The sequence below is a fragment of the Nocardioides sp. CER19 genome (assembly GCF_029846275.1).
Classification (GTDB): Bacteria; Actinomycetota; Actinomycetes; order Propionibacteriales; family Nocardioidaceae; genus Nocardioides.
In genome coordinates this window covers 579,888-606,095 of sequence record NZ_JARVWS010000004.1, presented here as the reverse complement: position 1 = coordinate 606,095, position 26,208 = coordinate 579,888, and the positions used below count along the sequence as shown (strand labels likewise).

General features: G+C 73.2%; 19 protein-coding genes. 15 read left to right on the top strand and 4 right to left on the bottom strand.

Annotated features, from left to right (window positions below; all coding sequences use genetic code 11):
* The first annotated feature begins 68 nt into the window (after window positions 1-68).
* From QDS12_RS22390 to QDS12_RS22380, 3 genes are all read left to right on the top strand, one after another.
* Window positions 69-266, top strand: a complete 198-nt coding sequence (locus QDS12_RS22390) for a hypothetical protein (protein WP_279883319.1) — start codon at window positions 69-71, stop codon at window positions 264-266.
* 260 nt (window positions 267-526) lie between these two features.
* Window positions 527-2,053 carry a cytosine permease gene (locus tag QDS12_RS22385; RefSeq protein WP_279883316.1) on the top strand — a complete coding sequence of 509 codons (1,527 nt, stop codon included), beginning with the start codon at window positions 527-529 and terminating at the stop codon, window positions 2,051-2,053.
* Window positions 2,050-2,598, top strand: a complete 549-nt coding sequence (locus tag QDS12_RS22380) for a cysteine hydrolase (protein WP_279883314.1) — start codon at window positions 2,050-2,052, stop codon at window positions 2,596-2,598. The genes QDS12_RS22385 and QDS12_RS22380 overlap by 4 nt, the downstream gene beginning before the upstream one ends.
* A 6-nt stretch (window positions 2,599-2,604) precedes the next feature.
* On the opposite strand, the gene QDS12_RS22375 is transcribed toward QDS12_RS22380, so the two are convergent.
* Window positions 2,605-4,041 (bottom strand): DHA2 family efflux MFS transporter permease subunit, encoded by a 1,437-nt coding sequence (locus QDS12_RS22375; RefSeq protein ID WP_279883311.1) that lies wholly within the window; start codon window positions 4,039-4,041, stop codon window positions 2,605-2,607.
* Window positions 4,042-4,134: 93 nt separating this feature from the next.
* Between QDS12_RS22375 and QDS12_RS22370 the strand changes: the two genes are divergently transcribed.
* Window positions 4,135-4,881, top strand: a complete 747-nt coding sequence (locus QDS12_RS22370) for a TetR/AcrR family transcriptional regulator (protein ID WP_279883308.1) — start codon at window positions 4,135-4,137, stop codon at window positions 4,879-4,881.
* A gap of 121 nt (window positions 4,882-5,002) precedes the next feature.
* Window positions 5,003-8,560: a chromosome segregation protein SMC gene (smc, locus tag QDS12_RS22365; RefSeq protein WP_279883305.1), complete on the top strand. Its 3,558-nt coding sequence runs from the start codon at window positions 5,003-5,005 to the stop codon at window positions 8,558-8,560.
* A 68-nt stretch (window positions 8,561-8,628) separates the two neighbouring features.
* Here smc and QDS12_RS22360 read toward each other — a convergent pair whose 3' ends face one another.
* On the bottom strand, window positions 8,629-9,450 hold the full coding sequence (locus QDS12_RS22360; RefSeq protein ID WP_279883302.1) for a class I SAM-dependent methyltransferase: 822 nt from the start codon (window positions 9,448-9,450) through the stop codon (window positions 8,629-8,631).
* Window positions 9,451-9,513: 63 nt separating this feature from the next.
* On the opposite strand from QDS12_RS22360, the gene QDS12_RS22355 reads away from it, so the two are divergent.
* The 6 genes from QDS12_RS22355 (at window position 9,514) to QDS12_RS22330 (ending at window position 19,518) form a co-directional block, all read left to right on the top strand.
* Window positions 9,514-12,138 carry a glycosyltransferase gene (locus QDS12_RS22355; protein ID WP_279883299.1) on the top strand — a complete coding sequence of 875 codons (2,625 nt, stop codon included), beginning with the start codon at window positions 9,514-9,516 and terminating at the stop codon, window positions 12,136-12,138.
* Window positions 12,135-13,091 (top strand): class I SAM-dependent methyltransferase, encoded by a 957-nt coding sequence (locus QDS12_RS22350; protein WP_279883296.1) that lies wholly within the window; start codon window positions 12,135-12,137, stop codon window positions 13,089-13,091. The genes QDS12_RS22355 and QDS12_RS22350 overlap by 4 nt, the downstream gene beginning before the upstream one ends.
* 92 nt (window positions 13,092-13,183) lie before the next feature.
* Window positions 13,184-13,387, top strand: a complete 204-nt coding sequence (locus QDS12_RS22345; protein WP_279883293.1) for a hypothetical protein — start codon at window positions 13,184-13,186, stop codon at window positions 13,385-13,387.
* Between the two features lie 87 nt (window positions 13,388-13,474).
* Window positions 13,475-14,626 (top strand): signal recognition particle-docking protein FtsY, encoded by a 1,152-nt coding sequence (gene ftsY / locus QDS12_RS22340; protein WP_279883290.1) that lies wholly within the window; start codon window positions 13,475-13,477, stop codon window positions 14,624-14,626.
* Window positions 14,627-14,640: 14 nt separating this feature from the next.
* Window positions 14,641-17,850, top strand: coding sequence for a glycosyltransferase (locus tag QDS12_RS22335; protein ID WP_279883288.1), 3,210 nt, complete (start codon window positions 14,641-14,643; stop codon window positions 17,848-17,850).
* Between the two features lie 27 nt (window positions 17,851-17,877).
* Window positions 17,878-19,518 carry a glycosyltransferase gene (locus tag QDS12_RS22330; RefSeq protein ID WP_279883286.1) on the top strand — a complete coding sequence of 547 codons (1,641 nt, stop codon included), beginning with the start codon at window positions 17,878-17,880 and terminating at the stop codon, window positions 19,516-19,518.
* On the opposite strand, the gene QDS12_RS22325 is transcribed toward QDS12_RS22330, so the two are convergent.
* Both QDS12_RS22325 and QDS12_RS22320 read right to left on the bottom strand, forming a co-directional pair.
* Window positions 19,497-20,516: a class I SAM-dependent methyltransferase gene (locus QDS12_RS22325; protein ID WP_279883283.1), complete on the bottom strand. Its 1,020-nt coding sequence runs from the start codon at window positions 20,514-20,516 to the stop codon at window positions 19,497-19,499. The two genes, QDS12_RS22330 and QDS12_RS22325, sit on opposite strands and share 22 nt — an antisense overlap.
* Window positions 20,517-20,557: 41 nt before the next feature.
* Complete coding sequence (locus tag QDS12_RS22320; RefSeq protein WP_279883280.1) at window positions 20,558-21,526, bottom strand: rhamnan synthesis F family protein; 969 nt, start codon at window positions 21,524-21,526, stop codon at window positions 20,558-20,560.
* A 223-nt stretch (window positions 21,527-21,749) separates the two neighbouring features.
* Between QDS12_RS22320 and QDS12_RS22315 the strand changes: the two genes are divergently transcribed.
* The 4 genes from QDS12_RS22315 (at window position 21,750) to QDS12_RS22300 (ending at window position 26,081) form a co-directional block, all read left to right on the top strand.
* On the top strand, window positions 21,750-23,048 hold the full coding sequence (locus QDS12_RS22315) for an ammonium transporter (protein ID WP_279883279.1): 1,299 nt from the start codon (window positions 21,750-21,752) through the stop codon (window positions 23,046-23,048).
* Window positions 23,045-23,383: a P-II family nitrogen regulator gene (locus tag QDS12_RS22310; protein WP_279883277.1), complete on the top strand. Its 339-nt coding sequence runs from the start codon at window positions 23,045-23,047 to the stop codon at window positions 23,381-23,383. The genes QDS12_RS22315 and QDS12_RS22310 overlap by 4 nt, the downstream gene beginning before the upstream one ends.
* Before the next feature lie 114 nt (window positions 23,384-23,497).
* Entirely contained in the window at window positions 23,498-23,836 is a 339-nt protein-coding gene (locus tag QDS12_RS22305) for a P-II family nitrogen regulator (protein WP_279883276.1), read from the top strand.
* Between the two features lie 25 nt (window positions 23,837-23,861).
* Window positions 23,862-26,081: a [protein-PII] uridylyltransferase gene (locus QDS12_RS22300; RefSeq protein ID WP_279883275.1), complete on the top strand. Its 2,220-nt coding sequence runs from the start codon at window positions 23,862-23,864 to the stop codon at window positions 26,079-26,081.
* Window positions 26,082-26,208: the final 127 nt, after the last annotated feature.

The window sequence follows — 26,208 nt, the reverse complement described above, 5'->3', positions numbered from 1 at the left end:
AACAGTGGGACTCTGGTAGACGGCCCGGGCCGCGGGCTGACTGGCGATCCAACGAAGGAACGTTCCTCATGGCCAAGGCGCTGATCGGCTACATGCACAGCGACCTGCGGACGCCGCACCATCTCACAGCCGAGAACGCTCGGCTGCGTGCGCGCGTGCAGGAGCTCGAGCAGCTCGTCCTCACGCTGAAGAGCGAGAACGACGCCCTGGTGGAGGCCCACACCGAGCTGCTGGAGTCCTCCATCAAGGAGATGCAGCCCGCCTGACGGCGGGTGGCCGACCTCCCGGCGGACGGCGCGCGTCGACGCGCCCAGGCCGCCGGGTGTGATCGAGTGCGGTGCGTGGGGCGGACCACGGCACCACCCACCGAGCGCGAGCTGGGCGCCCTCGTGGCTCCACGTCGTGGCGGGTCACCGCGCCGCTGCGGAGGCTCTCCGCGGCCCTCCGGCGACGCTGGCGCCGACGGCTCGACGTCGGTCGTGCGAATGTCGGTGACAATCGCACGCCGACCCGTGAAGATCGCGACATGACGTCCACGACAGGGCCCGTCGCGCCCGATGCACCGTCCGCCGTACCCGCGGGCCTCGCCGTCGAGCTCAACGCCCTCAACCCGATCCCGGAGGGGGAGCGGCGCGGCACGCCCCGCGCCCTGTTCTGGCCCTGGTTCGGGGCGAACGTGTCGGTGCTCGGCCTCGGCTACGGCTCCTACCTCCTGGCCTTCGGCGTGTCGTTCTGGCAGGCGGTGGTCGTCGGGGTCGTCGGGATCATCGTCTCGTTCCTCCTGTGCGGCTTCGTCTCTCTGGCCGGGCGCCGCGGCTCGGCGCCGACGATGGTGCTGAGCCGCGCGTCGTTCGGCGTCAACGGCAACCGGCTGCCCGCGCTCGTCTCCTGGGTGCTGACGGTCGGCTGGGAGACCGTCCTCGTCTCGCTGGCGGTCCTGGCCACGTCGACGGTGTTCGGCGAGCTCGGCTGGAGCCACGGGCACCCGACGCAGGTCGTCGTCCTGCTCGTCGTGGTGGCGGTGGTCATCGCCGCCGGTGTCTTCGGGTTCGGGATCGTGATGCGGCTGCAGGTCGTCATCACCTGGGTCACCGGGGTGCTGACCGTCGTCTACTTCCTGCTGGTCCTCGACAACATCCACTGGCACGCCGTCTCGGCGCTGCCCTCCGGGAACGCTCCCGCCGTCATCGGCGGGTTCGTCTTCATGATGACCGGTTTCGGCCTCGGCTGGGTCAACGCGGCGGCCGACTACTCCCGCTACCTGCCCCGGAGCGCCTCCGGGAGCGGCATCGTCTTCTGGACGACGTTCGGCTCGGCGCTGGCACCGGTCGTGCTGCTGGTGTTCGGCCTGCTGCTGGCGGGATCGTCCACCGACCTGAGCAAGGCGATCGGCGCCGACCCCATCGGGGCGCTGGCTACCCTGCTGCCCACCTGGTTCCTCGTGCCGTTCGCGCTGGTCGCGGTGCTGGGGCTCGTCGGCGGCGCGGCGCTCGACATCTACTCCTCGGGCCTCGCGCTCCTCTCCGTCGGCCTGCCCGTCCCGCGCTACGTCGCGGCGGCGATCGACGGCGTGATCATGCTGCTGGGCGCGATCTACATCGTCTTCGGCTCGGGCACCTTCATCTACACCTTCCAGGGCTTCCTCATCACCCTGGGCGTGCCGGTCGCGGCGTGGTGCGGGGTCTTCCTCGCCGACGTCGCGCTGCGGCGGCGCCCGTACGTCGAGGCCGACCTCTACACGCCGACCGGCCGCTACGGCAGCATCCGCTGGATCTCGGTGGGGGCGCTGGTGATCGGGACGATCGTGGGCTGGGGCCTCGTCACCAACACCTACGCCGGCTGGCTCGACTGGCAGGGCTACCTGCTCGGCCCGCTGGGTGGGCGCGACGGCCAGTGGGCCTTCGCCAACCTGGGCGTCCTCGTCTCGCTGGTCATCGGGTTCCTCGGCGGCCTGGGTACCTGGCTGCTGACGCCGCCGGCCGAGGAGAGCACCGTGCCGAGAACCGAGCCGAATGCCGAGCCGAATGCCGAGCCGAATGCCGAGCAGCGATGACGGCGGAGCCCTGGCTCGTCGTCATCGACATGCAGCACGTCTTCGCTGCCGGGAGTCCATGGGCCTCGCCCGACTACCCCAACGCGAGCGCCGGGATCCGGCGGCTGCTGCCGCACTTCGGCGAGCGGGTGGTGTTCACGCGGTACGTCGCCCCCGAGACCCCGACCGGGGCGTGGGTGCCGTACTTCGAGGAGTGGCCTTTCGCGCTGGTCCCGCCGGACGATCGGCTCTACGACCTGACCGAGGAGTTCGACGCCGGCGGGCACCCGGTGGTCACCCGCACGACCTTCGGGAAGTGGGGGCCCGAGCTCGTCGCCGCGACGGACGGTGCCGCCGAGCTCGTGCTGACCGGGGTGTCGACGGACTGCTGCGTGCTCTCCACCGCGCTGCCCGCGGCCGACGCAGGCATCCGCGTCACGGTGGTGGCGGATGCCTGCGCCGGCGCCAGTCCGAAGGACCACCAGCGGGCGCTCGACGCGATGTCGCTCTACGCCCCGCTGGTGCAGGTCACGACGGTCGACGAGCTCGTGGGGCGGCTGGGCTGACCGGGCTCAGTGCGCCGTCGCGTCCTCGCGTGCCTTGAGGGGCAGCAGGAACGCGGTGAGGAAGCTGACGGCGTAGCAGGCCAGGGTCGCCCACGTCACCCACCGGGTCGACAGCGAGAAGCCGTGGGCGGGGAGCAGGTGGAAGAACAGCGTGCCGAGCACGGCGACGCCGAGCGCACCCGAGAACTGCTGGACGGCGTTGAGCAGTCCGGAGCCCGACCCCACCTCGTTGTCGCCGAGGTCGGCGAGGATCAGGTCGAAGAGCGGCGCGAAGATGAGGCCGCTGCCCAGACCGGCCACCAGGAACGGACCCGCGAGGTGCCACGCGCTCGCGCCGTGCTCGAGACCACCGGCGACCAGCCCGAACCACGCCACGCCGGCGATCGTGATCGCCAGGCCGAGGTGGAGCACGTGCCGGCCGAGCTTCGGTCCCAGCAGGGCGCCGGAGAGCACGGCCCCGATCGACATACCCAGCGCGTACGGCGTCTGGGCGATCGCCGCGTGCTGCGCGGAGAAGCCGAGGCCGAGCTGCATGAACAGGCTCATCACGAGGCCGAGCCCGACCATCGACACGAAGAACGTGCTGAGGAAGACGACCCCCGCGACGAAGCCGCGGTGTGTGAAGAGGGTCGGCTCGATGATCGGGTGGGAGCTGCGCTGCTCGCTCCACACGAAGACCACGAACACCGCGAGCGAGGCCACGATGACGCCGTACAGCCAGACGGGCCAGCCGAGCTCGCGCCCCTGCACGAGCGCGTAGATGAGGCCGGCGCAACCGACGGTGATGAGTAGCGAGCCGAGCGGGTCGAGGCGCGCGCCCGGCACCTTCGGGACCTGGGGCAGGTAGCGCCAGGAGAGGACGGCGCCGACGATCCCGATCGGCACGTTGATGAGGAAGATCGCGCGCCAGCCGGTGCCGGCGATGTCGGCGTCGATGAGGAAGCCGCCCAGGATCGGCCCGAGCACGGCGGACAGGCCCATGATCGGCCCGAACGGGATGAACGCCTTCTGCAGTTCCTCGGGCGGGAAGGACTGCTTCACCATCGCCAGGCCCTGCGGGATCATCGTCGCGCCGAAGAGGCCCTGCAGGACGCGGAACGCGATGAGCGCGTCGGCGTTCGGCGCCAGGCCGCACGCGAGCGAGGAGACGGCGAAGCCGGCCATGCCGATGATGAACATCGGGCGCCGGCCGACGATGTCGCCGAGGCGGGCCGAGGTGATGAGCCCCACGGCGAACGCGAGCGTGTACGCCGCGAGGATCCACTGCAACGTGGTCTCGGAGCCGCCGATGTCGCGGCGGATGGACGGCCCGGCGAGCTGGGCGACGGTGCCGTCGATGAGGTCCATGACGTCGGCGATGATCACAACCGTCATGACGAGCCAGCGGTAGCGGTAGGCCGTCGGTGCGGGCGTGCCGACGGCCTCGAGGGGAGCGGTGGACATGAGCGGGTCTCCTAGGAATCGAACACTGTTCGTTCTCAACGAACGGTGTTCTACTAGCGAACGGTGTTCGTGTCAATCGATTAGGGTGGGGCCATGGCGACGGAGAAGGTCTTCCACCTCGGCCCTGTGCGGGTGCGCGTGAACGCGGCGGGTGACGACGCCGCGCCGAGGCAGCGGCTCAGTCGCGAGCGGATCGTCGACGTCGCCCTCGCCCAGATGAAGGAGCGGGGCTACGAGGCGGTCTCGATGCGCTCGATCGCCAAGGACCTCGGCACCGGCCCTGCCTCGCTCTACGCCCACGTCGCCAACAAGGACGAGCTCGACCAGCTCCTCATCGACCGCGTCGCCGGCGACTTCCCGATCCCCGAGCCCGATCCCGAGCGCTGGGACGAGCAGCTCAAGCAGTCGCTCCTGGACATGCTCACCGTCTACCGCGCCCACCCGGGGGTCGCCCGCGCGACGCTCGGCATGATCCCGACCTCGCCGGGAGCGATGCGCAACGCCGAGGGCGTCATGGCGCTCTGTCGGGCAGGCGGGATCCCTGACCAGCTCGCCGCCTGGGCCTGCGACATGTTCGCCCTCTACATGGGCGCGGTCGCGATCGAGGAGGACGTCTGGCGTGCTCGCGCGGCTGCGGCGGGCGAGGGCGGCGAGCCGTTGCGCGAGGAGGACATGGTGGCCGCCGTCCACGACGTCTTCGCCTCACTGCCCGCTGACGAGTTCCCGCTGCTGCGCAGCCTGGCGAGCGTGATGACCACCGGGGATGCCGACGACCGGGTCGGGTTCGCTGTCGACATCATGGTGGAGGGCCTCAAGGCCCTCGCGCGTCGGGAGGCGTGACCTCCCAGGGATCGCCGGTCGCCGCAGGTAGGGTGAGACTCGCTGAGCTTCCCCCGCGCAGCACCTCGGCAGTCCCGACGGGACCGCTGCGCGACGTCCGCCGTACCAGTTGGGAGCCCGCGTGTACCTGAAGAGCCTGACCCTGAAGGGGTTCAAGTCCTTCGCCTCCGCCACGACGCTCCAGCTCGAGCCGGGCATCACCTGCATCGTCGGTCCGAACGGCTCGGGCAAGTCCAACGTCGTCGACGCGCTCGCGTGGGTGATGGGCGAGGCGAGTGCGAAGAGCCTGCGCGGCGGCAAGATGGACGACGTCATCTTCGCCGGCACCTCCGGCCGCCCGCCGCTCGGCCGCGCCGAGGTCGTCCTCACGATCGACAACACCGACGGCGCGCTCCCGATCGAGTACGCCGAGGTGACGATCAGCCGCACGATGTTCCGCTCCGGCGGGTCCGAGTACGCCATCAACGGGCAGACCTGTCGCCTCCTCGACGTGCAGGAGCTGCTCAGCGACTCGGGCATCGGCCGGGAGATGCACGTCATCGTCGGCCAGGGCCAGCTCGACCAGATCCTGCACGCGACCCCCGAGGAGCGCCGCGGCTTCATCGAGGAGGCGGCCGGCGTCCTCAAGCACCGCAAGCGCAAGGAGAAGGCGCTCCGGAAGCTCGACTCCACCGAGGGCAACCTCAACCGTCTCAACGACCTGCTCACCGAGATCCGGCGCCAGCTCAAGCCGCTCGGCCGGCAGGCCGAGGTCGCCCGCCAGGCGCAGACCGTCCAGGCCGACGTACGCGACGCGAAGGCACGGCTGCTCGCCGACGACCTCGTCACCGCGCGTACGTCGCTGGAGCAGGAGCTGGCCGACGAGTCGGTGTTGCTCGCGCGTCGCGGCGAGGTCGAGCAGGCGGTCGCGACCGCGCGCGAGAACGAGGCCGCGCTCGAGGCCGCCCTGCGGGAGGACCTGCCCGCGCTGGCGAAGGCCCAGGAGACGTGGTTCGCCCTCAACGGCCTGCGCGAGCGGCTGCGGGGGACACAGTCGCTGGCGGCCGAGCGCGTGCGCAACGCCGGGTCGGTCCCCGAGGTCGAGCACGGCCGCGACCCGCAGCAGCTGGAGGCCGAGGCCGAGCGCGTCCGCGAGCAGGAGCGCGCCATCGACGCGGAGGTCCAGGCGCACCGCACTGCGCTCGAGGGCGCGGTCAACGCCCGCAAGGCCGCCGAGGACGCCGCGGCCGAGGAGGACCGCCGCATCGCCTCCCTGCACCGGGCGGCCGCCGACCGGCGCGAGGGGCTCGCGCGCCTGCACGGTCAGGTCAACGCCCTGCGGTCCCGCGCCGCGGCCGCCGACGAGGAGGTCGGCCGGCTGACCCTCGCCCGCGAGGAGGCGACCGCCCGCGCCGACCGCGCGCAACGCGACTTCACGGCCCTGGAGACCAAGGTCGCCGGCCTTGACGCGGGCGAGGAGGGTCTCGACGCCGAGCACGAGGCGGCGTCGGCCCTGCTCGACGACGTCGAGGAGCGGCTCGCCAAGCTGCGCGAGGAGGCGGCCCAGGCGGACCGTGAGCGCAGCGCGCTGGGTGCCCGCAAGGACGCCCTCGAGCTCGGGCTCGCCCGCAAGGACGGCGCCGGCGCTCTCCTCGCCGCCGGTGACCGGGTCTCGGGGCTGGTCGGCTCGCTCGCCGCCGTGCTCAGCGTGAAGGCGAGCTACGAGACGGCGGTCGCCGCCGCGCTCGGCGGCGCCGCCGACGCCGTGGCCGTGACCGGCGCCGAGGCCGCCCTGGACGCCATCGAGCTCCTGAAGTCGGAGGACCTCGGCCGGGCCGGGATGCTGCTCGGCGGCGCGCCGGCGGAGGCCCGCGACTGGCCGACGCTCGGCGGGGGAGCCACGTGGGCGATCGACGTGATCGAGTGCGCCGACACGCTGCGCCCGGCTCTCGCCCGGCTGCTCGTCAGGGTCGCCGTCGTCGACGACCTCGCCGCCGCCCGCGCGCTGGTCGCCGACCACCGCGACGTCACCGCCGTGACGCGCGACGGTGACCTGCTGGGTGCGCACTTCGCGTCCGGCGGCTCGAGCGCGCAGCAGAGCCTCATCGAGATCCAGGCCGCCGTCGACGAGGCGACCACGCAGCTCGCCGAGGCCGTCGCCGCCTCGGAGCGGCTGACGTTCGAGACCTCCCGGTTGGAGGCCGAGCGGCTCGACGCCCACAAGCGCGTGGACGTCGCGCTCGCCAAGCTGCACGAGTCCGACGCGACCCTGGCAGCCGTCGCCGAGGAGCTCGGCCAGTACGGCGCCCAGGCGCGGGCCGCGCGCGGCGAGGCGGAGCGGCTCGGCCGGTCGATCGAGCAGGCGCTGGAGTCGCGCGAGCAGGCCGTCGCCGGCCTCGCCGAGCTCGAGGCGAGGCTGGCCAACGCCGAGGACAGCGGCGAGGAGGAGCCCGACACCGACGACCGCGACCGGCTCGCCGAGGCCGCGCGCGAGGCCCGCCAGGCGGAGACGGACGCACGCCTGGCGCTGCGCACCTCCGAGGAGCGGGCGCGCGCCATCCACGGCCGTGCCGACGGTCTGCTCCGTGCGGCCGCCGCCGAGCGCGAGGCGCGGGCGAAGGCCGCCGAGCGGCGCGAGCGCCTGCTCCGCGAGGGCCGTGCCGCCGAGGCCGTCGGCGTGGCCGTCGGGCACGTGCTGGTCAGGCTCGAGGCGTCGATCGCGCGCGCCGCCGACGCGCGGACCGCCGTCGAGCAGGCCCGCAGCGGGCGGGAGCAGGAGCTGCTCGGCGTACGTGCGACGCTGCGACAGCTCGGCACCGAGCTGGAGGAGCTGGTCAGCTCGGTCCACCGGGACGAGATGGCGCGCGCCCAGCAGCGGATGAGGATCGAGCAGCTGGAGGAGAAGGCGCTGGCCGAGCTCGGCCTCGACGCCGACTCGCTCGCGGCCGACTACGGCCCCGACCAGCCGGTGCCCGTGGTCTCGACCGGCTCGACCGACGGGGAGTCGGACGACTCCGAGACCCGGTTCGTGCCCTACGTCCGCGAGGAGCAGGCCAAGCGTCTGCGCACGGCCGAGCGGGCGCTCGCCCAGCTGGGCCGGGTCAACCCCCTGGCGCTCGAGGAGTTCTCGGCGATGGAGGAGCGGCACCAGTTCCTCACCGAGCAGCTCGAGGACCTGCGCACCACCCGACGCGACCTCCTCGACATCGTCAAGGAGGTCGACGCCCGTGTGGAGCAGGTCTTCACGGAGGCGTACGCCGACGTCGAGCGCGCCTTCGACCACGTCTTCGAGCGGCTGTTCCCGGGCGGCGAGGGTCGGCTGATCCTCACCGACCCGTCCGACATGCTGGCGACGGGAGTCGAGGTCGAGGCGCGGCCGCCGGGCAAGAAGGTCAAGCGGCTCTCGCTGCTCTCGGGCGGTGAGCGGTCGTTGGTCGCGGTCGCGTTCCTCGTGGCGCTGTTCAAGGCCAGGCCGAGCCCGTTCTACATCCTCGACGAGGTGGAGGCGGCGCTCGACGACACCAACCTGGGTCGCCTCCTGGAGATCTACGAGGAGCTGCGGGAGAGCTCCCAGCTCCTCGTCATCACCCACCAGAAGCGGACCATGGAGGTCGGCGACGCGCTCTACGGCGTCACGATGCGCGGCGATGGCGTCTCGACCGTCATCTCGCAGCGGCTCCGCGAGGCGGAGCCGGCCTGAGCGGTCGCCTGACCGGTCGGCTGACTTGTCGGCTGACTTGTCGGCTGACCGGTCGCTGGTCGGTCGCCTCAGCCGCGGCCGAGCACGCGCCGCTTGAGGGAGCCGGCCCGGCGCCGCAGCCGCTGCGCGGTCGTGAGCTCGGGCCGCCGAAGCAGCAGGTGGTCCTGGAACTGCTCGCCGTTGCGGTCCCGTGACCAGTGCCCGTAGTCGACCCGCTCGATCTCGAGACCCGCCGCGGCGATCATCTCGCGCACCTCGTCCTCGTGGAACGCGATCGCGCGGAGCGGGTCCTCGGCCTCGTGGTAGATCGTGTGCTCGTCGAGCCGGTGGACCATGGGGAAAGCACCTTCGACCGCCGACTCGTAGGTCGCGTCGTCGTAGAGGAACCAGCTCGCGACGACCCGGCCACCCGGCTTGAGCACCCGGTGGAGCTCGTGCAGGTAGAGCTGCGTGTCGCCCCGGTACATGTGGGTGAACACGCTGAACAGGCACGCCACGTCGTAGCCCTCGGTCCTCGCGGGGAAGCGGGCCTCGGCCGCGGCGATCGCGCCCTCGGGGTTGTAGCGGTCGTTGCGGACGTCGAGGTGGCGGAACGTCATGTCCGGCGCGATCGGCGTCAGGCTCCGCTTCGCCCAGCGGACATGCCTGCGGGAGACGTCGAAGCCTCGGTAGTGGCCCCGGAAGGACGTGGTCGCGAGCAGCGCGATCGGGAGGCGACCGACGCCGCAGCCGACGTCGAGGAGGGCGTCGTCGTCGGCGAACCCGTAGCCGCGGAGGATGCGGACGAGTCCCTGGCCGCTGCGCAGGAACGACTCGTCGTCGTCCATCATGAGCCGCAATCGCATCGGCGGCAGCGGTACCTGGACACCTGACGTGCTCGACGTCGTCATTGCTGGACGGTAGCGGACGTGGGGGCGACAGGGGAGGGGCGACGTCGTCTAGGATCCTGGCGCGTGTGGTCCCGGAAGCGAACCCAGGCGAACGACGTCCGCCAGCCGGGACCGCGACCCGGCGGCCCCTGGCAGAGCCTGCTCGACGACGGACTGCTCGACGTCGACTACTACGCCGCGCAGGCGGGCCGCTCCTTCGGCTCTCCAGAGGACGCCGCCCGGCACCTGCACGGCACCGGCATGGCGCTCGGCCTGTCGCCGCATCCCCTGATCGACGTCGCCCTGCTGCCGGTGCCGATCCGGCGCGGGTGGCACGGGGGCCAGCTGCGCCGCGCGCTCGACCACCTGCGCAGCGACGAGGGGCTCGCCCGCCCGTGGAGCGCGCTGTTCGACCCGGCGCAGGTCGTGTCGTCGGGGACGAGCAGCCCGGACCGCCCGGGGGCCTGGCCGCAGGTGCGCGCGTGGTTGGCCGGGCTGCGGGCGGAGCAGGAGCTGCCGACCGCCGACGCGCGGCAGCAGGTGACGTGGGGCGCCGCCCGGGCGGCCCTGATCGCGCACGCCCAGGACCTGGCGGCGCAGCGGCGCCTCGACGAGCCTCGGACGACCGACAGCTGGGACGTGGCCGCGGAGTCCGCGTGGCTGGCCGCGGTGGAGCGCGAGCCGCTGCCCGACGACGCGCCGCCGCTGGTCTCGGTCGTGATGCCGGTCTGGAACCGTGCCCATCGCGTCCGCGAGGCCGTGGCGTCCGTGCAGGCGCAGGACCTCGACGCGTGGGAGCTCGTGGTCGTCGACGACGGCTCGACCGACGACACCGTGGCGGTCCTGCGCGAGCTGGCGGCCGACGATGCCCGCATCGTCGTCGTCGAGGCGCCGCACGGCGGGGTCTCGCAGGCGCGCAACGCGGGCCTGGACAGCGCCCGGGGCCGCTACGTCGCCTTCCTGGACTCCGACAACACCTGGCGGCCGCTCTACCTCAGCACGATGGTGCGGGCGATGGCCGCGAAGGGCCTGTCGGCGGCATACGCCGGCGTCAGCATGCAGTCGCCCGCCGGGCTGCAGTACCGCGCCTACGACGGCGATCGCGAGCACCTCCTCGTCCACAACCACATCGACCTCAACGTCCTCATGCTCTCGAGCGACGTCGCGCGGCAGGTGGGCGGCTTCGACACGGAGCTGCGCCGCTGGGTCGACCACGACTACGTGCTCCGGGTGGCGGAGGTCGAGGTGCCGCGGCTGCTGCCGTTCCTGGGCTGCGACTACGACGACCGCGACGACCACCCCGACCCCGATCGCATCACCCTGCGTGAGCCCGACAACTGGCAGTTCGCGGTCCTCGGCAAGGCCTGGGTCGACTGGGACGAGGCGGCGCGCGGACTCGCCGACCGGGTCACCGGGCGCACGTCGGTGGTGATCGCCGCGAAGGTCGACGTCTCGAAGACGATCGCGGCCGCGTGGTCGGCCGTGCTGGATGCGGACGGCGACGACGTCGAGGTGGTCGTCGTCGACGACGGGCTGCCGGCCGCACCGTCGCTGGCTCTGCAGGCCGGTCTGCTGGGCGTTCCGGGAGTGCGGATCGAGCGGCTGCCCCGGCGGCTGCACTCCGCGACGGCCCACAACGTCGGCGTCGTCCGGTCCACAGGCGACACGGTGATGCTGCTGGCCCACGACTGCGTGCTGCGGCCCGGCTGGCGGGGGCCGCTGCTCGACCGGCTGTCGGACGACGGCGTTGTCGGCGTCCAGTCCCTGGTCCTCGGGCCCGACGACACGATCAGCAGCGCCGGCTTCCTGTTCCCCGTCGCTGATGCCCTGCCGGTCGCCGCGGCGCAGGGGCATCCCCGCGAGGACGCGGCCGCGCTGGGGTCCGTGACGCTGCCCGCCGTGTCGGCGGCGGCGCTCATGCTCGACGCCCGCGACTACGTGGACCTCGGCGGCCTGGACCCGCGGTACGTCGCCCTGCTGGACGACGTCGACCTGTGCCTGCGCGCCCGCGACCGGGGGATCGGCAGCTTCGTGCTCGAGCCCCGCTCCGTGGCGAGCCAGTCGGAGCCGGACCCGAACCGCGGCCCCTGGCGATGGGTCACGCCCAACCGCCGGCTGTTCCTCGAGCGCTGGCGCGGGCGGCTGCCGGTGGCCGGGACCGCCGTCCTCGACGCGCTGGGCCTGGACATGGTCGGGATCGGCCTCGACGGTGCCGCGTGTCCCGCGCCCGTTCCGGTGCTCGTCCGGCGCAGGACGGCCGAGGGTCGCGGTGGCCCGCTGCGGTGGAGCCTCAACAGTCCGGTACCGGCCGGTCCGGAGGGCGACGCGGCCGAGCTGAGCGGCGTCTGCGAGCGCCTGGCCGAGCGGCTCCGCGCCCACGGGCACGCGGCGGCCGTCGTACGGCTCGAGGCGCACCACGGGTCCGCCGGCCGCGACGCCGACGTCGCCGTCGCCGTCCGTCTCGACGACCGGGTCGACCCCGAGCCCGGGCGCGTCAACGTGCTGTGGGTCCTCGGCGCCGCTGGTCTGCCGGCGCGCGAGACCGGCGGCTTCGACGTGGTCGCCGCCCCGACGCCGGAGCGAGCCGGCGAGCTCGCCGAGATGCTGGGCGTCCGCGTCCACGTGCTTCCCCCGGACCCGGGCGAGGCCGAGCTGTCGTCGCTGCTCGAGGCGGTCGACGACCTAGGAGGGAGTGCTATCAGCAGATGACGGCCATCCAGGCTTACCCCCGCCGCTACTGCGCGGCCTGCGGGTCGGTGGTCCGCCGCGAGTTCAGACCAGGTCCCGGCGGGCGGCCCAACGCGGCCTGCCCGCGGTGCGTCAGCCTGGAGCGTCACCGGTTCCTGGCGGTGCTGCTGGACGTCCTGCGGCCCATGCTCGGCGACATCGACCTGGTGCTGGACGTCGCGCCGTCGCCCCAGGTCACGCCGCTGCTCGCGGGCCTCGGTGCGCGACGGACGGTGCGTCTCGACCTCGGCGCCGACAACCGGCTCGTCGACGTGCTCGGCAGCCTCACCGAGCTGCCTCTGGCGGACGGGTCCGTCGACCTCCTGACCTGCTACCACGTGCTCGAGCACGTCCCCGACGACCGGGCGGCGATGCGCGAGATCACCCGGGTGCTCAGCCCCGGAGGACTCGGCATCCTCCAGGTCCCGTTCCGGCCCGGCACCGTGACGGACGAGGACCCGTCGGTCACGGACCCCGCGGAGCGGATCCGCCGCTTCGGGCAGGACGATCACGTGCGCTACTACGGCGACGACTTCGAGGACCGCCTCGTCGAGGCAGGCCTCGGGCTGCGGCGGGTGACGCCCCGATCGCTGCTGGGTGGGGAGATGTCCGCGTGGCTCAGGCTGTCACCGGACGAGACGGTCTGGATCGTCCGCCGCGACCCCGACGCCACGGTGCCCGACCGTGACGAACCTCTCCCCACGCCGCTGACCGGCGCCATGGACGCGCTGCTCGAGGAGCTCGCCACGCAGCACAGGCGTCTCGTGAAGGCACGGGCCCAGGTGGAGCAGCTGCGCGCTCGCGTCGCGGAGCTGGAGCGCGGCGGCGTGGTGGGCGCGGCACGCCGGACGGCGCGCCGCGCCACAGGCCGGGCCGTCCGCGCCGCCCGCCGCCTCGGTGGGCGGGACGGCGCCGGGCGAGGCGTCGCCGGCTGAGGAGAGACACGCGAACCGGGTGGTTCCGGATCGGGCAGGGACCGTGTGGCAGTCTCGTAGGCACGCTCGACCACCTGCTCGGAGGGATCGCCGTGCTTTTCATCCTGATCACGATGCTCGTCATCGTGGCCGTCGCCGGACTCGTTCTGGCCTATGCCGCCTTTCCGCACCGCGGTGAGGAGCTGCCCGTCGCGCCCTGGCTCGGCGAGGCCATGAACACCGCCGCCGACCGGCTGCCCACGCTGGAGCCGGAGGACGGCCACGACTGGTCGCCCCACCGGGACGCCTCCGCCTGACCGACCCGTCGACAACCGGCCGCCGAGCGTCGCCGCCGGTGAGGGTGGGTTCGTGGCAGGGGCCGCGCCGATGGTTGGATGACGCTCATGGGGCTTGAACTCATCCTGCTCATCGTCGTCGTCGCCGTCGTGGCCCTCGCGCTGGCGGGCGCCGGTCTCGTCACCTCCACCCGACGCCGGGCCGGGCGCGCTGCGCCGACGGTGCCGCCGGCCCCGGCACCGCCGACCGAGCCGCAGGTCGAGCGGCCGGGCGAGCGGCCTGGTGAGGTGGTCGAGGAGGCGCCTCCCGCGCCTGCGGCCCCGCCGACGGTCGAGAAGCCCGAAGGCACCGCCTCGCGGTTGGTCCGGCTCCGGCAGCGGCTGGCCGGCTCGCAGAGCGGCCTCGGCAAGGGGCTGCTCGCGCTGCTCAGCCGCGACCGCCTCGACGAGCAGACCTGGGAGGACATCGAGGACGTCCTCCTCACCGCCGACATCGGCGTACGACCGACGCAGGAGCTCGTCGACCGTCTCCGCACGCGGCTGCGCGTGGAGGGCGGCGCCTCGGCCGACGTACGGTCGGTGCTCCGCGAGGAGCTCGTCACGCTGGTCGACCCGACGATGGACCGCAGGCTGCAGGTCACCGGACAGGACGGGCAGCCCGGCGTCGTGCTGGTCGTCGGCGTCAACGGCACCGGCAAGACGACGACCGTCGGCAAGCTCGCCCGCATCCTCGTCTCGGAGGACCGCACCGTCGTCCTCGGCGCGGCCGACACGTTCCGCGCGGCAGCGGTCGAGCAGCTGGTCACCTGGGGCGAGCGCGTCGGCGTGGAGGTCGTCCGCGGCCCGGAGGGCGCCGACCCCGCCAGCGTCGGGTTCGACGCCGTCAAGGAGGGCGTCGACCGCGGCGTCGCGACGGTGGTGGTGGACACCGCCGGCAGGCTCCAGAACAAGCAGGGCCTCATGGACGAGCTCGGCAAGGTCAAGCGCGTCATCGAGAAGCAGGCGCCCGTCACCGAGGTGCTGCTGGTCCTCGACGCCACCACCGGCCAGAACGGCCTCATCCAGGCCCGCGTCTTCAGCGAGGTCGTCGACGTCACCGGCATCGTCCTCACCAAGCTCGACGGCTCGGCGAAGGGCGGCATCGTCGTCCAGGTCCAGCGCGAGCTCGGCGTCCCCGTGAAGCTGGTCGGGCTGGGCGAGGGCCCGGACGACCTCGCGCCCTTCAGCCCCGAGGCGTTCGTCGACGCCCTGCTCGGCTGAGGAGGAGTTCGTTGGTGAGCGCAGCCGGACTCAGGTCCCGCGTCAAGAACCGCGTCAAGCGGGCACTGGGCCGCCCCGTGATCCACGAGGCGCCGGACCCGCGCGTCGACCGCCTCGTGCGCTCCCAGCTCTTCGACGAGGAGTGGTACGCCGGCCAGGTCGGCGGCGCCACCCGGTTCGCCGACCGCGCCGCCGCGGTGCGGCACTACCTCGACGAGGGCCTCGGCCGGGGCCTGATGCCCCACCCGCTCGTGGACCCCGACTACATCCGGCGCCAGTTCGCCCCGGGGCGCCGCGAGCGGCTGGGTGCGGGCGACCCGCTCGAGCTGCTGCTGCGGCGGAGGCTGTTCGAGTTCTCCACGCACCCGCTCTTCGACACCGCCGGATACGTCGAGCGCAACCCCGACGCGACCGAGCATCCCGACGGCCCGACCGGCCACTACTGCAGCCGGGGCGGCATCGACCGGCCCAACGACTGGCTGCCGGCCGGCATCGACCTGCGCGACTGGGTGCGGGCTCGCACCGCCGAGTGGCACGCCCGCGCGGCGGTCGTACCGACGGAGTGGCAGGAGGGCTACGACACGGCCGAGGCGGGACGCGTCGCGGAGCGCTGGCGGGCGGCATCCGCGCCCCAGGCCACCGTGGCGGTCGTGCTCGACCCCGGCAGCGACGAGAAGCGGCTCGCGGAGACCCTCGACTCGCTGGCCGCCCAGTCGCGCGCCGCGACGACCGTCGTTGCCGTCGACCTCGGCCGACTGCCGGCCCTCGCGGAGATGCTGGAGGCGCGCCTGCCCGGCCGCACCCGCGTGGTGAGCGGCGCCTCGTTCGGCGACGCGCTCCAGCAGGCGCTCGCCGGCCTCGACAGGGGCTCCGACACGGGCCCCGACACCGGCCCCGACATGGGCCCCGGCATGGGCCCCGACATCGACTTCGTCGCCTGGCTCCAGGCCGGCGACGTGTGGGAGCCCGACCGGCTCCGCATCCTGACCGCCGCGGCCGCAGCCGAGACGGCCGACGTGGTCGTCGACGACCTGGTGGACGCCAGCCCCGCCGCGCGCGGGTACGCCGTCGACGTACCCGCCGAGCTGGTGCCCGGGCGCGTCCTGGTCGACCCGGCCCGCGTGCTGGTGCGCCGCAGCGCCCTTCCCGACGTCGACCTCACCCTCCGGGGCGCGTGGCTGTTCGACCTGCTCGTGCAGCTGCGGCTCGGTCCGGCCCGGTGGTCGCACGTCGGATGGCCGGGCGTCCGACGGACGGTCGAGAACCCGGCCGCGCTGCTGAAGGCACCGGCCGCCGACCGGCCGCTCGTGGACCACGAGTTCCTCGACTCGTGGAAGGACGTCTCCCTGGGTCGCCAGCTCGTCGACTGGTCGGCGCTCGAGGGACGTCGGCAGGAGAGCGACGTCGTGTCGGTCATCATCCCGACCTACGACGACTCCGTGCTGACGACCGCCGCGGTCGAGTCGGTGATGGCCTCCGACGGCGTGGGCGGCGTCCGGGTCGAGTGCCTGGTCTGGGACAACGGCTCGTCGGCGCGGGTGTCGCCCGCGCTCGACGCTCTCCGCGAGCGATTTCCGGAGATCGTGCTGTTGCGTACTCCGGTCAACCTCGGCTTCTCGCTCGGCAACGACCTGGCGCTGGCGCACGCGACCGGCGCCACCGTGGTGTTCCTCAACAACGACACGACGGTTCCCGCCGACTGGCTGCCGCCGCTCGTGAAGGCCCTCCACCAACCCGACGTCCTCGCGGTGCAGCCGCTGCTGCTCTACCCGAGCGGCGCGGTCCAGTGCGCCGGCGTCGTCCACCCGACGACGGGGGGCCTGCCGCACCCGCTGCTGCAGGGCTTCCCGGTCGAGGACGCGCGAGGCGTCGACGCCCTGGAGCTCAACGCGCTCACGGGTGCCGCCTTGGTGATGAGGTACGACGACGCGGTGGCCACCCGCGCGTTCGACCCCGTCTTCACCAACGGCATGGAGGACATCGACCTCTGCCACCGGCTGCGTGCCCTGCGGCCCGGCCACTTCCGGGTCGTCTCCGACGTCCGCGTCGTCCACCACGAGTCCCGCACCCCCGGGCGGTTCGCCCGGCACCTGGTCAACCGCGACGTCTACCTCGACCGGTGGCGCGGCGTGGACGAGCCGCGTGACGACGTCCGCATGTGGGCGTCCTGCGGCTTCACGGTCGTCGGCCACGAGGTGCGCCACGCGAGCGGCCCGGCCGGCCGCCGGCTCGGGGTGCCCGAGCCGGTGCTGGTGAGGACGGCGCGACTGCAGGTGAACGAGCGGCCCGGCTCGATGCGCTGGGCGATCAAGCACGCGGCCCCCGCCGGCGAGGTGGGCGAGACCTGGGGCGACACGCACTTCGCACGCGCCCTGGCCGACGCGCTGCGGGCCAGGGGCCAGGAGGTCGTGATCGACCACCGCGAGGAGTTCGAGCGGGCGAGTGGTCGCCACGACGACGTCGCCCTGGTGCTGCGCGGACTGCGCGCCCTCCGCGTCACCCCGGAGTTCCCCACGCTCGCGTGGGTCATCAGCCACCCCGACATGGTCACCCGAGCCGAGCTGGCCGCCTACGACCACGTGTTCGCGGCCAGCACCACGTGGTCGCACGAGCGGTCCGCGGTCTGGGGCGTGCCGGTCGAGCCGCTGCTCCAGGCCACCGACCCGGTCCGCTTCCACCCCGACCGCGGCGTCCCGGGGACGGGCCACGACGTGCTCTTCGTCGGCAACTCCCGCAACGTCAACCGGCCGGTCGTGCGCGACGCCGTCGACGCGGGCCTGCCCCTCAAGATCTACGGCACGAAGTGGGCCCAGTTCGTCCCCTCCGAGCTGATCGCGGGGGACTACATCGACAACGAGCACCTGGCCCAGGCCTACCGCTCCGCAGGGGTCGTGCTCAACGACCACTGGGAGGACATGGCCCGCGACGGCTTCCTCTCCAACCGGCTCTTCGACGCGGTCGCGTGCGGTGCCCGGGTCATCACCGACGAGGTCGCCGGTGGCGCCGACGCGCTCCGGGAGATCTTCGGCGACGCGGTGCAGATCTACCGCGGCGTCGCCGACCTGCACCGCCTGGCCGAGGCCGGCGACGAGGTGTTCGGCGACGACGCCGCCCGGATCGAGGTCGCATCCCGTGTCGGCGAGGAGCACTCGTTCGGGGCGCGGGCCGACCGGTTGATCGAGGTCGCGCGCGACGTACGCCGGCGCCGGGGGCTCCCGGGCTGACGTGGACGCTCCTCTAGGGTGACGCCCATGCCGCCCCAGCTCTCCCTGCTCACCGTTCTGGACCATCCGAGCCGGGACGCGTTCGAGCGCACGGTGAGGGCCGTGCTGCCGCAGGCCGGGGACTGGGAGTGGCTCCTCGCCGACCCCCAGGACACCCCCTGGGTGCGCGAGCGTCTGGCGGAGCTGACCGCTGCCGAGCCGCGCGTCCGGGTCGTCGAGGCGGCGAACGGCGCCGGGCTCGCCGCAGCGGCCCACGGCGAGTACGTCGCCGTGCTCGGGCAGCACGACCGGCTGCACTCTCGGGCGTTGGAGCGGATCGGCGCGGCTCTGGCGACGGACGGCTACGACGTCGTCTACGGCGACGAGGGGATGATCGACGAGGCCGGCGAGCGACGGGCCGTCCACCGGCGGCCGGAGTGGTCCCCGGAGCGGCTGCGGCACCAGGACTATCTCGGCCGGTTGACGGTCGTCCGCCGCTCCACCCTCGCGAGCGCCGGCGGTCTCGGGGCGACCGACGACCTCGGGCTCTACGACCTCCACCTGCGCATCAGCGAGCACACCGACCGGGTCGCGCGCGTGCCGTACATCCTCTGTGAGACACCGGTCCCTGCCACGGACGGGGTCGCCGCGGCGACCGCCGCACGTGAGGCCCGGATCGGCGTCGTGCAGCAGCATCTCGACCGGTCAGGGATCGAGGCGACCGCTGGCCCCGGCAAGCTGCCCGAGCTGGTCCAGGTGGACCGCCGACCTGACGCGACGACCACGGTCAGCGTCATCATCCCGACGATCGGCACGCGCGCGCGGATCTGGGGCGAGCCGCGGACGCTGGTGACCGAGACGGTGCGCTCCATGGCGGAGAGCAGCAGGAGGCATGCGGTCGAGTTCGTCGTCGTCTACGACGACCCGACGCCGCCCGCGGTGCTCGACGAGCTGCGCGCGATCCCCGGCGTGACCCTGCAGCTCGTGCCCTTCCACGAGAAGTTCAACTTCGCCGCGAAGTGCAACGTCGGTGCCATCAAGGCCACGGGCGACGTCCTCGTCTTCCTCAACGACGACGTGCAGGCGAGCGGCACCGACGTGCTCGACCGCCTGGTCGCGCCGCTCCGGGAGCCCGAGGTCGGTGCGACCGGCGCCAAGCTGCTCTTCGAGGACGGGCGCATCCAGCACGCCGGGGTGCGCTACGGCCCGAGCGTCTACCACGCCTACTACCGCGAGCCCGCGGACTCCCCGGGTGCGCTCGGCGAGCTCTGGGTCAACCGTGAGGTGTCGGCGCTCACCGGCGCCTGCCTCGCCGTGCGGCGCAGCGACTACTGGGCCGTCGGCGGCTTCTCCGAGTCGCTCCCGTCCAACTACAACGACGTCGACCTCTGCTTCAAGCTGCGCCGCGACGGACTCCGCCTGCTCTGGCTGCACGACGTCGTGCTCCACCACTTCGAGTCGGTCACTCGCGACGGCAGCGTCAGCGACTGGGAGATGGCCACGATCGAGGCCAGGTGGGGCGACTCCGACAAGCGCGAGCGCTTCGTCAACAATGTCCGGACCCTGCGGAAGCGCGGCGGCCTGAGGACGCGGCTGGCGAACCGGGTGCGGCAGCGCCGCGAGCGGCTCCGCCGAGCGGCACTGAACCGCAAGGCGAAGCGCGCCGATCAGCGGCGGATCTTGCGGTAGACGTCCCGCAGGAGACCGGCGACACCCCGAGGGGCCGCGGCGAGGTCGTGCTCGAGCGCCCCGACCCGCTTGCGGAGCCGTCCGATCTCGTCCTTCTGGCGCTCGTCGCGGGCGCGCAGGCTCCCGAGCTCGTCCTCCATCGCGGCGATCCGCTCCGTGGCGGTGGCCAGGCTCGCCTCCAGCCCGACGACGCGGTCGCGCTCGACCAGAGCCTGCCGCGCCGCCTGCTCGGACTCCGCGGTCAGGGCCTCGGCGGCCGGCACCGCCGGGGCCGGCACCGCCGCGGCCGGCACGGCAGGGACGAGCTCCGGTACGGCGGCTTCGCCGTCGCCGGCCGGCCGGGCCGCGCACTGGAAGCCCCGCACCAGGGCGTCGGGCCGACCGCGCACCCACTCGGCGGCGCCGACCGGCAGATCGTGCGGGTCGAGCGCGACGCCGGCGTCCAGCGGGTCGGCGAGCGTCCCCCGGAGGTCGTCGAGGACGAGACCGGCGCCGGCGAGCAGGTCGACGAGGCGCTGCCGCGTGAAGAGGCGCACGCGGTCGCCGTCGAGCAGACCCGGGCCCGCGTCGGGTCGGTCCTGCAGCAGCGCCAGCCGGACCGAGCCGTGCGAGACGTTGGGGACCGAGACGACGATCCTGCCGTTCGGTCCCAGCAGCCGGGCCGCCTCGGTGAGGGCGGCGTGAGGGTCGGCGAGGTGCTCGAGCACGTCGGAGAAGACGACGACGTCGAAGCCGGCGGCCTCGAAGCGCTCCGAGAGCGGAGTGCTGTCCACGTCGGCGACGACGACTCGCTCCAGGTGCTGCTCGGCGACGGCGGCCGCCGCGGCGTCGACCTCCAGGCCGATGACGCGGCAGCCACGCGTGGCGAGGACGCGGCCGAGCTCACCGGTCGAGCACCCGACGTCGAGGACCCGCTTGTCATGACCGATCAGGTCGATGACCTGGGCGTGGCTGGTGTTCGGGTCGGAGATGTCGATGTCGACGGCATGCTCGGGCACGAGACGACAATCTACCGGGGGCTACCGGCGGCTACCGGGGGCTACCTTCGGGCCGCCCGCGCCCGCGCGCGGGTCCGGTAGCGGACGAGGCGCCCGGCCCAGCGCAGCGGCACCGGCGGGAGGTGCAGCACGTCGCCCGGCCGCATGGCGTAGGCGGCCGCGGTGTCCTCGAGGAAGTCCCGCACCCCCGCGAAGTCGTCCGGGTAGGCGGCCTCGCAGGCAGCGAGCAGCCGGCCCGAGCCCAGTCGGTGCAGGTCGTGACGGATGGTCTCGACCTTCACGAGGGGCAGCCGGGCGCCGTCGAGCGCACGGTCGGCGAGCACGACGGTCGGGTTCCACGGCCGACGCGTGCGCTCGCGCCACGCCGCCCACTGGGCCCGCGTCCGGGGCGCGGGCTCGCGCTGCAGCGCCCACCAGGCCATCCGCCGCCGAGCGGTGCGCCTGTCGCCGTCGGTCTCGGTGAAGTAAGCAGCCTGCTTCAGTCCGGCCTTGCGGAGTCGCCGGGACAGGCCGAGCTCGTAGCGCTGGATGACCTGCTCACGGTCCGAGGTCGGCTCGAAGTCGTCCCAGAACCTCCGGAACGCGGGCGAGGCGAGCGCCGTGGAGCGGAAGCCGAGGCAGTAGCTCTGGACGTGCCTGACGTGCTGGCGCGACTCCGTCAGTCCCCAGAAGTCACAGCCCCGCGCGGCCATCGTCGACAGGATCTGCGCCCAGTCCACCAGCGGCCCGACGAAGCTGTCGTTGCACACCACCACGTCGTCGTACGTCGACAGGTCCTGCCGGGCGGCGTCGAGCCCGGCCTTGTAGGAGCCGAAGTCGTAGCCCTCGTTGTCCCGCTCGAGCAGCGTGCTCCGGGCGGTGAGCCACGCGCGGGAGGCGTCGGTGAGCTTCGCGGTGGAGACCACGACCAGCTCGTCGAACGCCCGGCGGAGGTGCTCGACCTGCCGCCGCACGTGCGGCCGCACCTCACCGCTGACGTCGAAGTGCGCCATCACGGCCAACCGGGTCACGCGCATCTCTCCTTGGTCCGACGTCGGTCCGACGGTGCGCCGTGCAGCGTAGTCGAGCCGCGGCGGACGGCCCGACGGACGAGGGCCGTAATGCCCGCGTCACCCGATCGCGGATTCTGTTACACGCACGCAACACGTGGCGGCGCGCGTCGAAACCTCGGCGGACGAACGTGATCGACAGGTAGGGCGAGGGGCCGGACACGACCGAGCACTCGCCGTCGGAATGTCTTCTGGAGGTTCTGTGGACGGCTATTACGCCTTCATGCTGGTGGCGACAGCCTTGGTCCTGATGATGACCGTGCCCGCGCTCGCGCTGTTCTACGGTGGCATGACGCGGTCCAAGTCGGTCCTGAACATGATGATGATGTCGTTCGTCGCGTTCGCGATCGCGAGCATCGTCATGGTGCTGTGGGGCTGGTCCGAGGGGTGGGGCGGTGACGGCGTCGGCAACGGCAACGGCAACCTCATCGCCAACCCGTTCACGATGTGGGGGCTCGACGGCATCACCGGCGGCAATCACATCTTCGTGGTCTTCCAGCTGACCTTCGCGGCCATCACCGTCGCGCTGATCAGCGGCGCGATCTCCGACCGCGTGAAGATGTCCGCCTGGGTGGTCTTCATCCCCGTCTGGCTGACGCTCTGCTACTTCCCGGTCGCCCACAACGTCTGGGGTGGCGGCTGGCTGGCCGACAAGCTCAGCGGCGGCTCGACGGTCCCGCAGGACTACGCCGGCGGCACCGTGGTCCACATCAACGCCGGCATCGCCGGCCTGGTCCTCGTGCTCGTCATCGGGAAGCGTCTCGGGTTCGGCCGCGAGCCGATGCGCCCGCACAACCTCACGCTCACGATGATCGGCGCCGGCCTGCTGTGGTTCGGGTGGTACGGCTTCAACGTCGGCTCGATCGTGTTCACGGGTGACTCGGACGACGCGATCAGCAAGCAGTTCCGCAGCGAGACCGGCATCACGTTCCTCAACACGACGATCGCCACGGCCGCGGCGATGCTCGCCTGGCTCCTGGTCGAGCGCTTCCTCCACGGCAAGGCCACCTCGCTCGGCGCGGCCTCGGGCATCGTCGCCGGCCTGGTCGCCATCACCCCGGCCTGCGGCGCGGTGACGCTCACGGGGGCGATCATCGTGGGCGCGGTCGCCGGCGCGCTGTGCGCCGTGGCGGTCGGCCTCAAGTACAAGCTCGGGTACGACGACTCGCTCGACGTCGTCGGGGTGCACCTCGTGGGCGGCCTCGTCGGCACGCTCCTCATCGGGTTCCTGTCCAGCGCGGACGCGCCCGGGGGGATCAACGGTCTGTTCTACGGCGGCGGGTTCGCCTCCCTGGGCGACCAGATCCTCGCGGCGCTGTTCACCATCGTGTGGACCGGGGTCCTGACGACGGGCATCGCCCTCGGCATCAAGTACACGATCGGCTGGCGGATCGGCGAGGAGGCCGAGATCGAGGGCATCGACGGCGACCAGCACGGCGAGTCGGCGTACGACATCGCCGCCGGGACGGGGGTCCTCGCATGAAGCTCGTGACGGCGGTCATCAAGCCGCACAAGTGGGAGGACGTCCGCGAGGCGCTGGAGACGTTCGGTGTCACCGGCATGACGGTCAGCGAGGTCAGCGGCTACGGACGGCAGAAGGGCCACACCGAGGTCTACCGCGGCGCCGAGTACGACATCGCGCTGGTCCCGAAGATCCGCCTCGAGATCGTCGTCGAGGACGGCGACGCCCTCGACGTGGTCGGGATCATCGTCAAGACGGCCCAGACCGGCAGGATCGGCGACGGGAAGGTGTGGGTGAGCGCGGTCGAGACGGTCGTGCGGGTCCGCACCGGCGACCGCGACGCCGCCGCCATCTGACAGCACCGAGGGACGGCCCGGCTCCAACAGGGGCCGGGCCGTCCCGCATCCGGCACAATCGCCCCAGGTCGTCCGCCGGCCCGCGACGCGGGACCGAGGAACATGAGGAGAACCATGAAGCTCGTCACCGCGGTCATCAAGCCGCACAAGTGGGAGGACGTCCGCGTCGCTCTCGAGTCCGTCGGTGTCACCGGCATGACGGTCAGCGAGGTCAGCGGCTACGGACGGCAGAAGGGCCACACCGAGGTCTACCGGGGTGCGGAGTACGACGTCGCGCTGGTCCCGAAGATCCGCCTGGAGATCGTCGTCGAGGACGCCGACGCGGACGTGGTCGTCGACACGATCGTCAGGAGCGCCCAGACCGGTCGGATCGGCGACGGCAAGGTGTGGGTGTCCGCCATCGAGGGCGTCGTACGCGTCCGCACCGGCGACCGCGACGACGCGGCGATCTGACCGCCACCCCTGTGACCGCCACCCCGTGACCGCCGCCGAGCGAGCCCGACGGACCGCAGCGGCGGACGGTCTCTGCGTGGAGGCGTACGACGCCTCGGCCGGTCCGACGCAGGGAGCGGCGCTCGTCGCGGTCGGCGGCTTCGGCCGCGGCGAGCTGGCGCCGTACTCGGACCTCGACGTGGTCCTCGTGCACGACGAGGGCGTCGACCTGGGGGAGACGCCGACGAAGGTCTGGTACCCGCTGTGGGACTCCGGGGCGGACCTCGACCACTCGCTGCGGTCGCTGCCCGAGATGGTCTCGGCGGCCGACGGCGACGTGCGGGTCGCGCTCGGGCTGCTCGACGTCCGTCACCTGGCGGGGGACCCCAACCTGACCCTGCGGCTGCGCACCACGATGCTCGCCCACTGGCGCCGGCACGCCCGCACGCGGCTGCCGGAGCTCCGGCGTCTGGTCATGCAGCGCCACGAGCTGCTCGGCGAGCTGGCACACGCAAGCGTGCCGGACCTCAAGGAGGCGGCCGGGGGCTTGCGGGACGCGACGATCCTCAAGGCGCTGGTGGCGACGTGGCTGGTCGACGTGCCGCACACCGACCTCGAGCCGCGTCGGCAGGAGCTGCTCGACGTGCGCGACCACGTGCACGACCTCGCAGGGCGGGCCACCGACCGCGTGGGGCCCGAGATGTGGGCGGAGCTGGCCGAGCGGCTCGGCCTGCCGGACGAGCGCGCCGCCCAGGTGCACGTGCGTCGGATCGGGCGTCGGATCACCCACCTCTCGCGGCTGACCTGGCGGCGGGTCGACGCGCTGATCGACCGCCCGACCCGGGTGCGGCCGCGCCGGCCCGACCTGACCCCGCTCGGCCCGGGCGTCGCGCTGTCGGGTGGCGAGGTCGTGCTCGCCCCCGGCGCCCGGCCGGCCGAGGACCCGCTGCTGTTCCTGCGGGCCGCGGCCCTGGCCGCCGAGCAGGACGTCGTGCTCGCGCCGGCCACCGTCGCGCGGCTCGCCCAGGAGGGCGCGCCCCTGCCGGTGCCGTGGCCGGCGGAGGCCCGCCGGCTGTTCGTGCGCCTCCTCGCCGCCGGCCACGGGCTGAGGGCGGTGTGGGAGACCCTCGACGAGACCGGCGCGGTCGACCGGCTGCTGCCCGAGTGGGAGCGGATCCGGCTGCTCCCGCACGCCTCGGCGATCCACCGCTTCACCGTCGATCGGCACGTGGTGGAGACCTGCATCGAGGCGGCGGCGCTCATCCGCACGGTCGCCCGGCCCGACGTGCTCATGGTCGCCGCGCTGCTGCACGACATCGGCAAGGGCAGCCTCACCGAGCACAGCGTCGCCGGTGCGCCCATCGCGCGGGAGGTCGCGACCCGGATGGGCTTCGAGCCGGACGCCGTGGAGCTGGTCGAGACCCTGGTGCGCTGGCACCTGCTGCTCGCCTCCGTCGCGACGACCCGCGATCCCGACGACCCGGGCACCGTCGAGGCGATCACCTCGGTCGTCACCGACCCGGCGGCGCTGGACCTGCTCGCCGCCCTGACCCAGGCCGATGCCCGGGCCACCAGCCCGAAGGCGTGGTCGTCCTGGCGCGCCTCGCTCGTGCTCGACCTCGCCCGCCGGGCGCGGGTCGCACTCGACACCGGGACCGCGCTGCCGGCGATCGTCACCGAGGACGTGCCCGTCCCTCCGCAGGTCCGCGCCGGTGGGGCCTCGCTCGACGTCGAGCCGGTGGCCGACGGGACGCGGGTCACGGTCATCGCCCCGGACCGGGTCGGCCTGCTGGCCGACATCGCCGCGACGTTCGCCGTGCAGCGGCTCCGGGTCCGGGCGGCGCGGGCCTGGGCCCAGGACGCCTACGGCGTCTCCGTCTGGGAGCTCGACGAGGAGGGCCTCGACCCCGCGGTGCTCCGGGAGCGCCTCACCGCGATCGCCGAGCGCCGGGTCGACCCGGCGAGCCGGCTGCGACCGGCCGACAGCTCGACGCTCGCCCCGAGTGTCGCCGTACGCCCAGAGGCGTCGACGCAGGCGACCGTGCTGGAGGTCCGCGCCACCGACCGGCCCGGCGTCGTCTACCTCGTCTGCGCCGCCCTCGCTCGGCTCGACGTCACGGTCCGGTCGGCGCACGTCGACACGCTCGGGCCGCAGGCCGTCGACGTGTTCTACGTGCAGGAGTCGTCGGCCGGCGTACTCAGCGACCAGCGGGCCGCGCAGGCTGCGCACGCGGTCCGGGCGGCACTGTCGGGGGAGCTGCTGTGACTGCTCGTCGAGGTATGCAGCCCAGCCCTCACCTCCCGTGCGGAACTCCGCGTGGGCAGTGTGCACTCGCCTGCATACCTCGATGACCATGACCGCCGGTTAGGCTTGGGCGTCGATCCACCCGACT

Excerpts from the sequence above, each read along its gene's own strand:
- QDS12_RS22390 (WP_279883319.1), top strand. The coding sequence starts at position 69 with ATGGCCAAGGCGCTGATCGGCTACATGCACAGCGACCTGCGGACGCCG.
- QDS12_RS22385 (WP_279883316.1), top strand. The coding sequence starts at position 527 with ATGACGTCCACGACAGGGCCCGTCGCGCCCGATGCACCGTCCGCCGTA.
- QDS12_RS22380 (WP_279883314.1), top strand. The coding sequence starts at position 2,050 with ATGACGGCGGAGCCCTGGCTCGTCGTCATCGACATGCAGCACGTCTTC.
- QDS12_RS22375 (WP_279883311.1), bottom strand. The coding sequence starts at position 4,041 with ATGTCCACCGCTCCCCTCGAGGCCGTCGGCACGCCCGCACCGACGGCC.
- QDS12_RS22370 (WP_279883308.1), top strand. The coding sequence starts at position 4,135 with ATGGCGACGGAGAAGGTCTTCCACCTCGGCCCTGTGCGGGTGCGCGTG.
- QDS12_RS22360 (WP_279883302.1), bottom strand. The coding sequence starts at position 9,450 with ATGACGACGTCGAGCACGTCAGGTGTCCAGGTACCGCTGCCGCCGATG.
- QDS12_RS22350 (WP_279883296.1), top strand. The coding sequence starts at position 12,135 with ATGACGGCCATCCAGGCTTACCCCCGCCGCTACTGCGCGGCCTGCGGG.
- ftsY (WP_279883290.1), top strand. The coding sequence starts at position 13,475 with ATGGGGCTTGAACTCATCCTGCTCATCGTCGTCGTCGCCGTCGTGGCC.
- QDS12_RS22330 (WP_279883286.1), top strand. The coding sequence starts at position 17,878 with ATGCCGCCCCAGCTCTCCCTGCTCACCGTTCTGGACCATCCGAGCCGG.
- QDS12_RS22315 (WP_279883279.1), top strand. The coding sequence starts at position 21,750 with ATGTCTTCTGGAGGTTCTGTGGACGGCTATTACGCCTTCATGCTGGTG.
- QDS12_RS22310 (WP_279883277.1), top strand. The coding sequence starts at position 23,045 with ATGAAGCTCGTGACGGCGGTCATCAAGCCGCACAAGTGGGAGGACGTC.
- QDS12_RS22305 (WP_279883276.1), top strand. The coding sequence starts at position 23,498 with ATGAAGCTCGTCACCGCGGTCATCAAGCCGCACAAGTGGGAGGACGTC.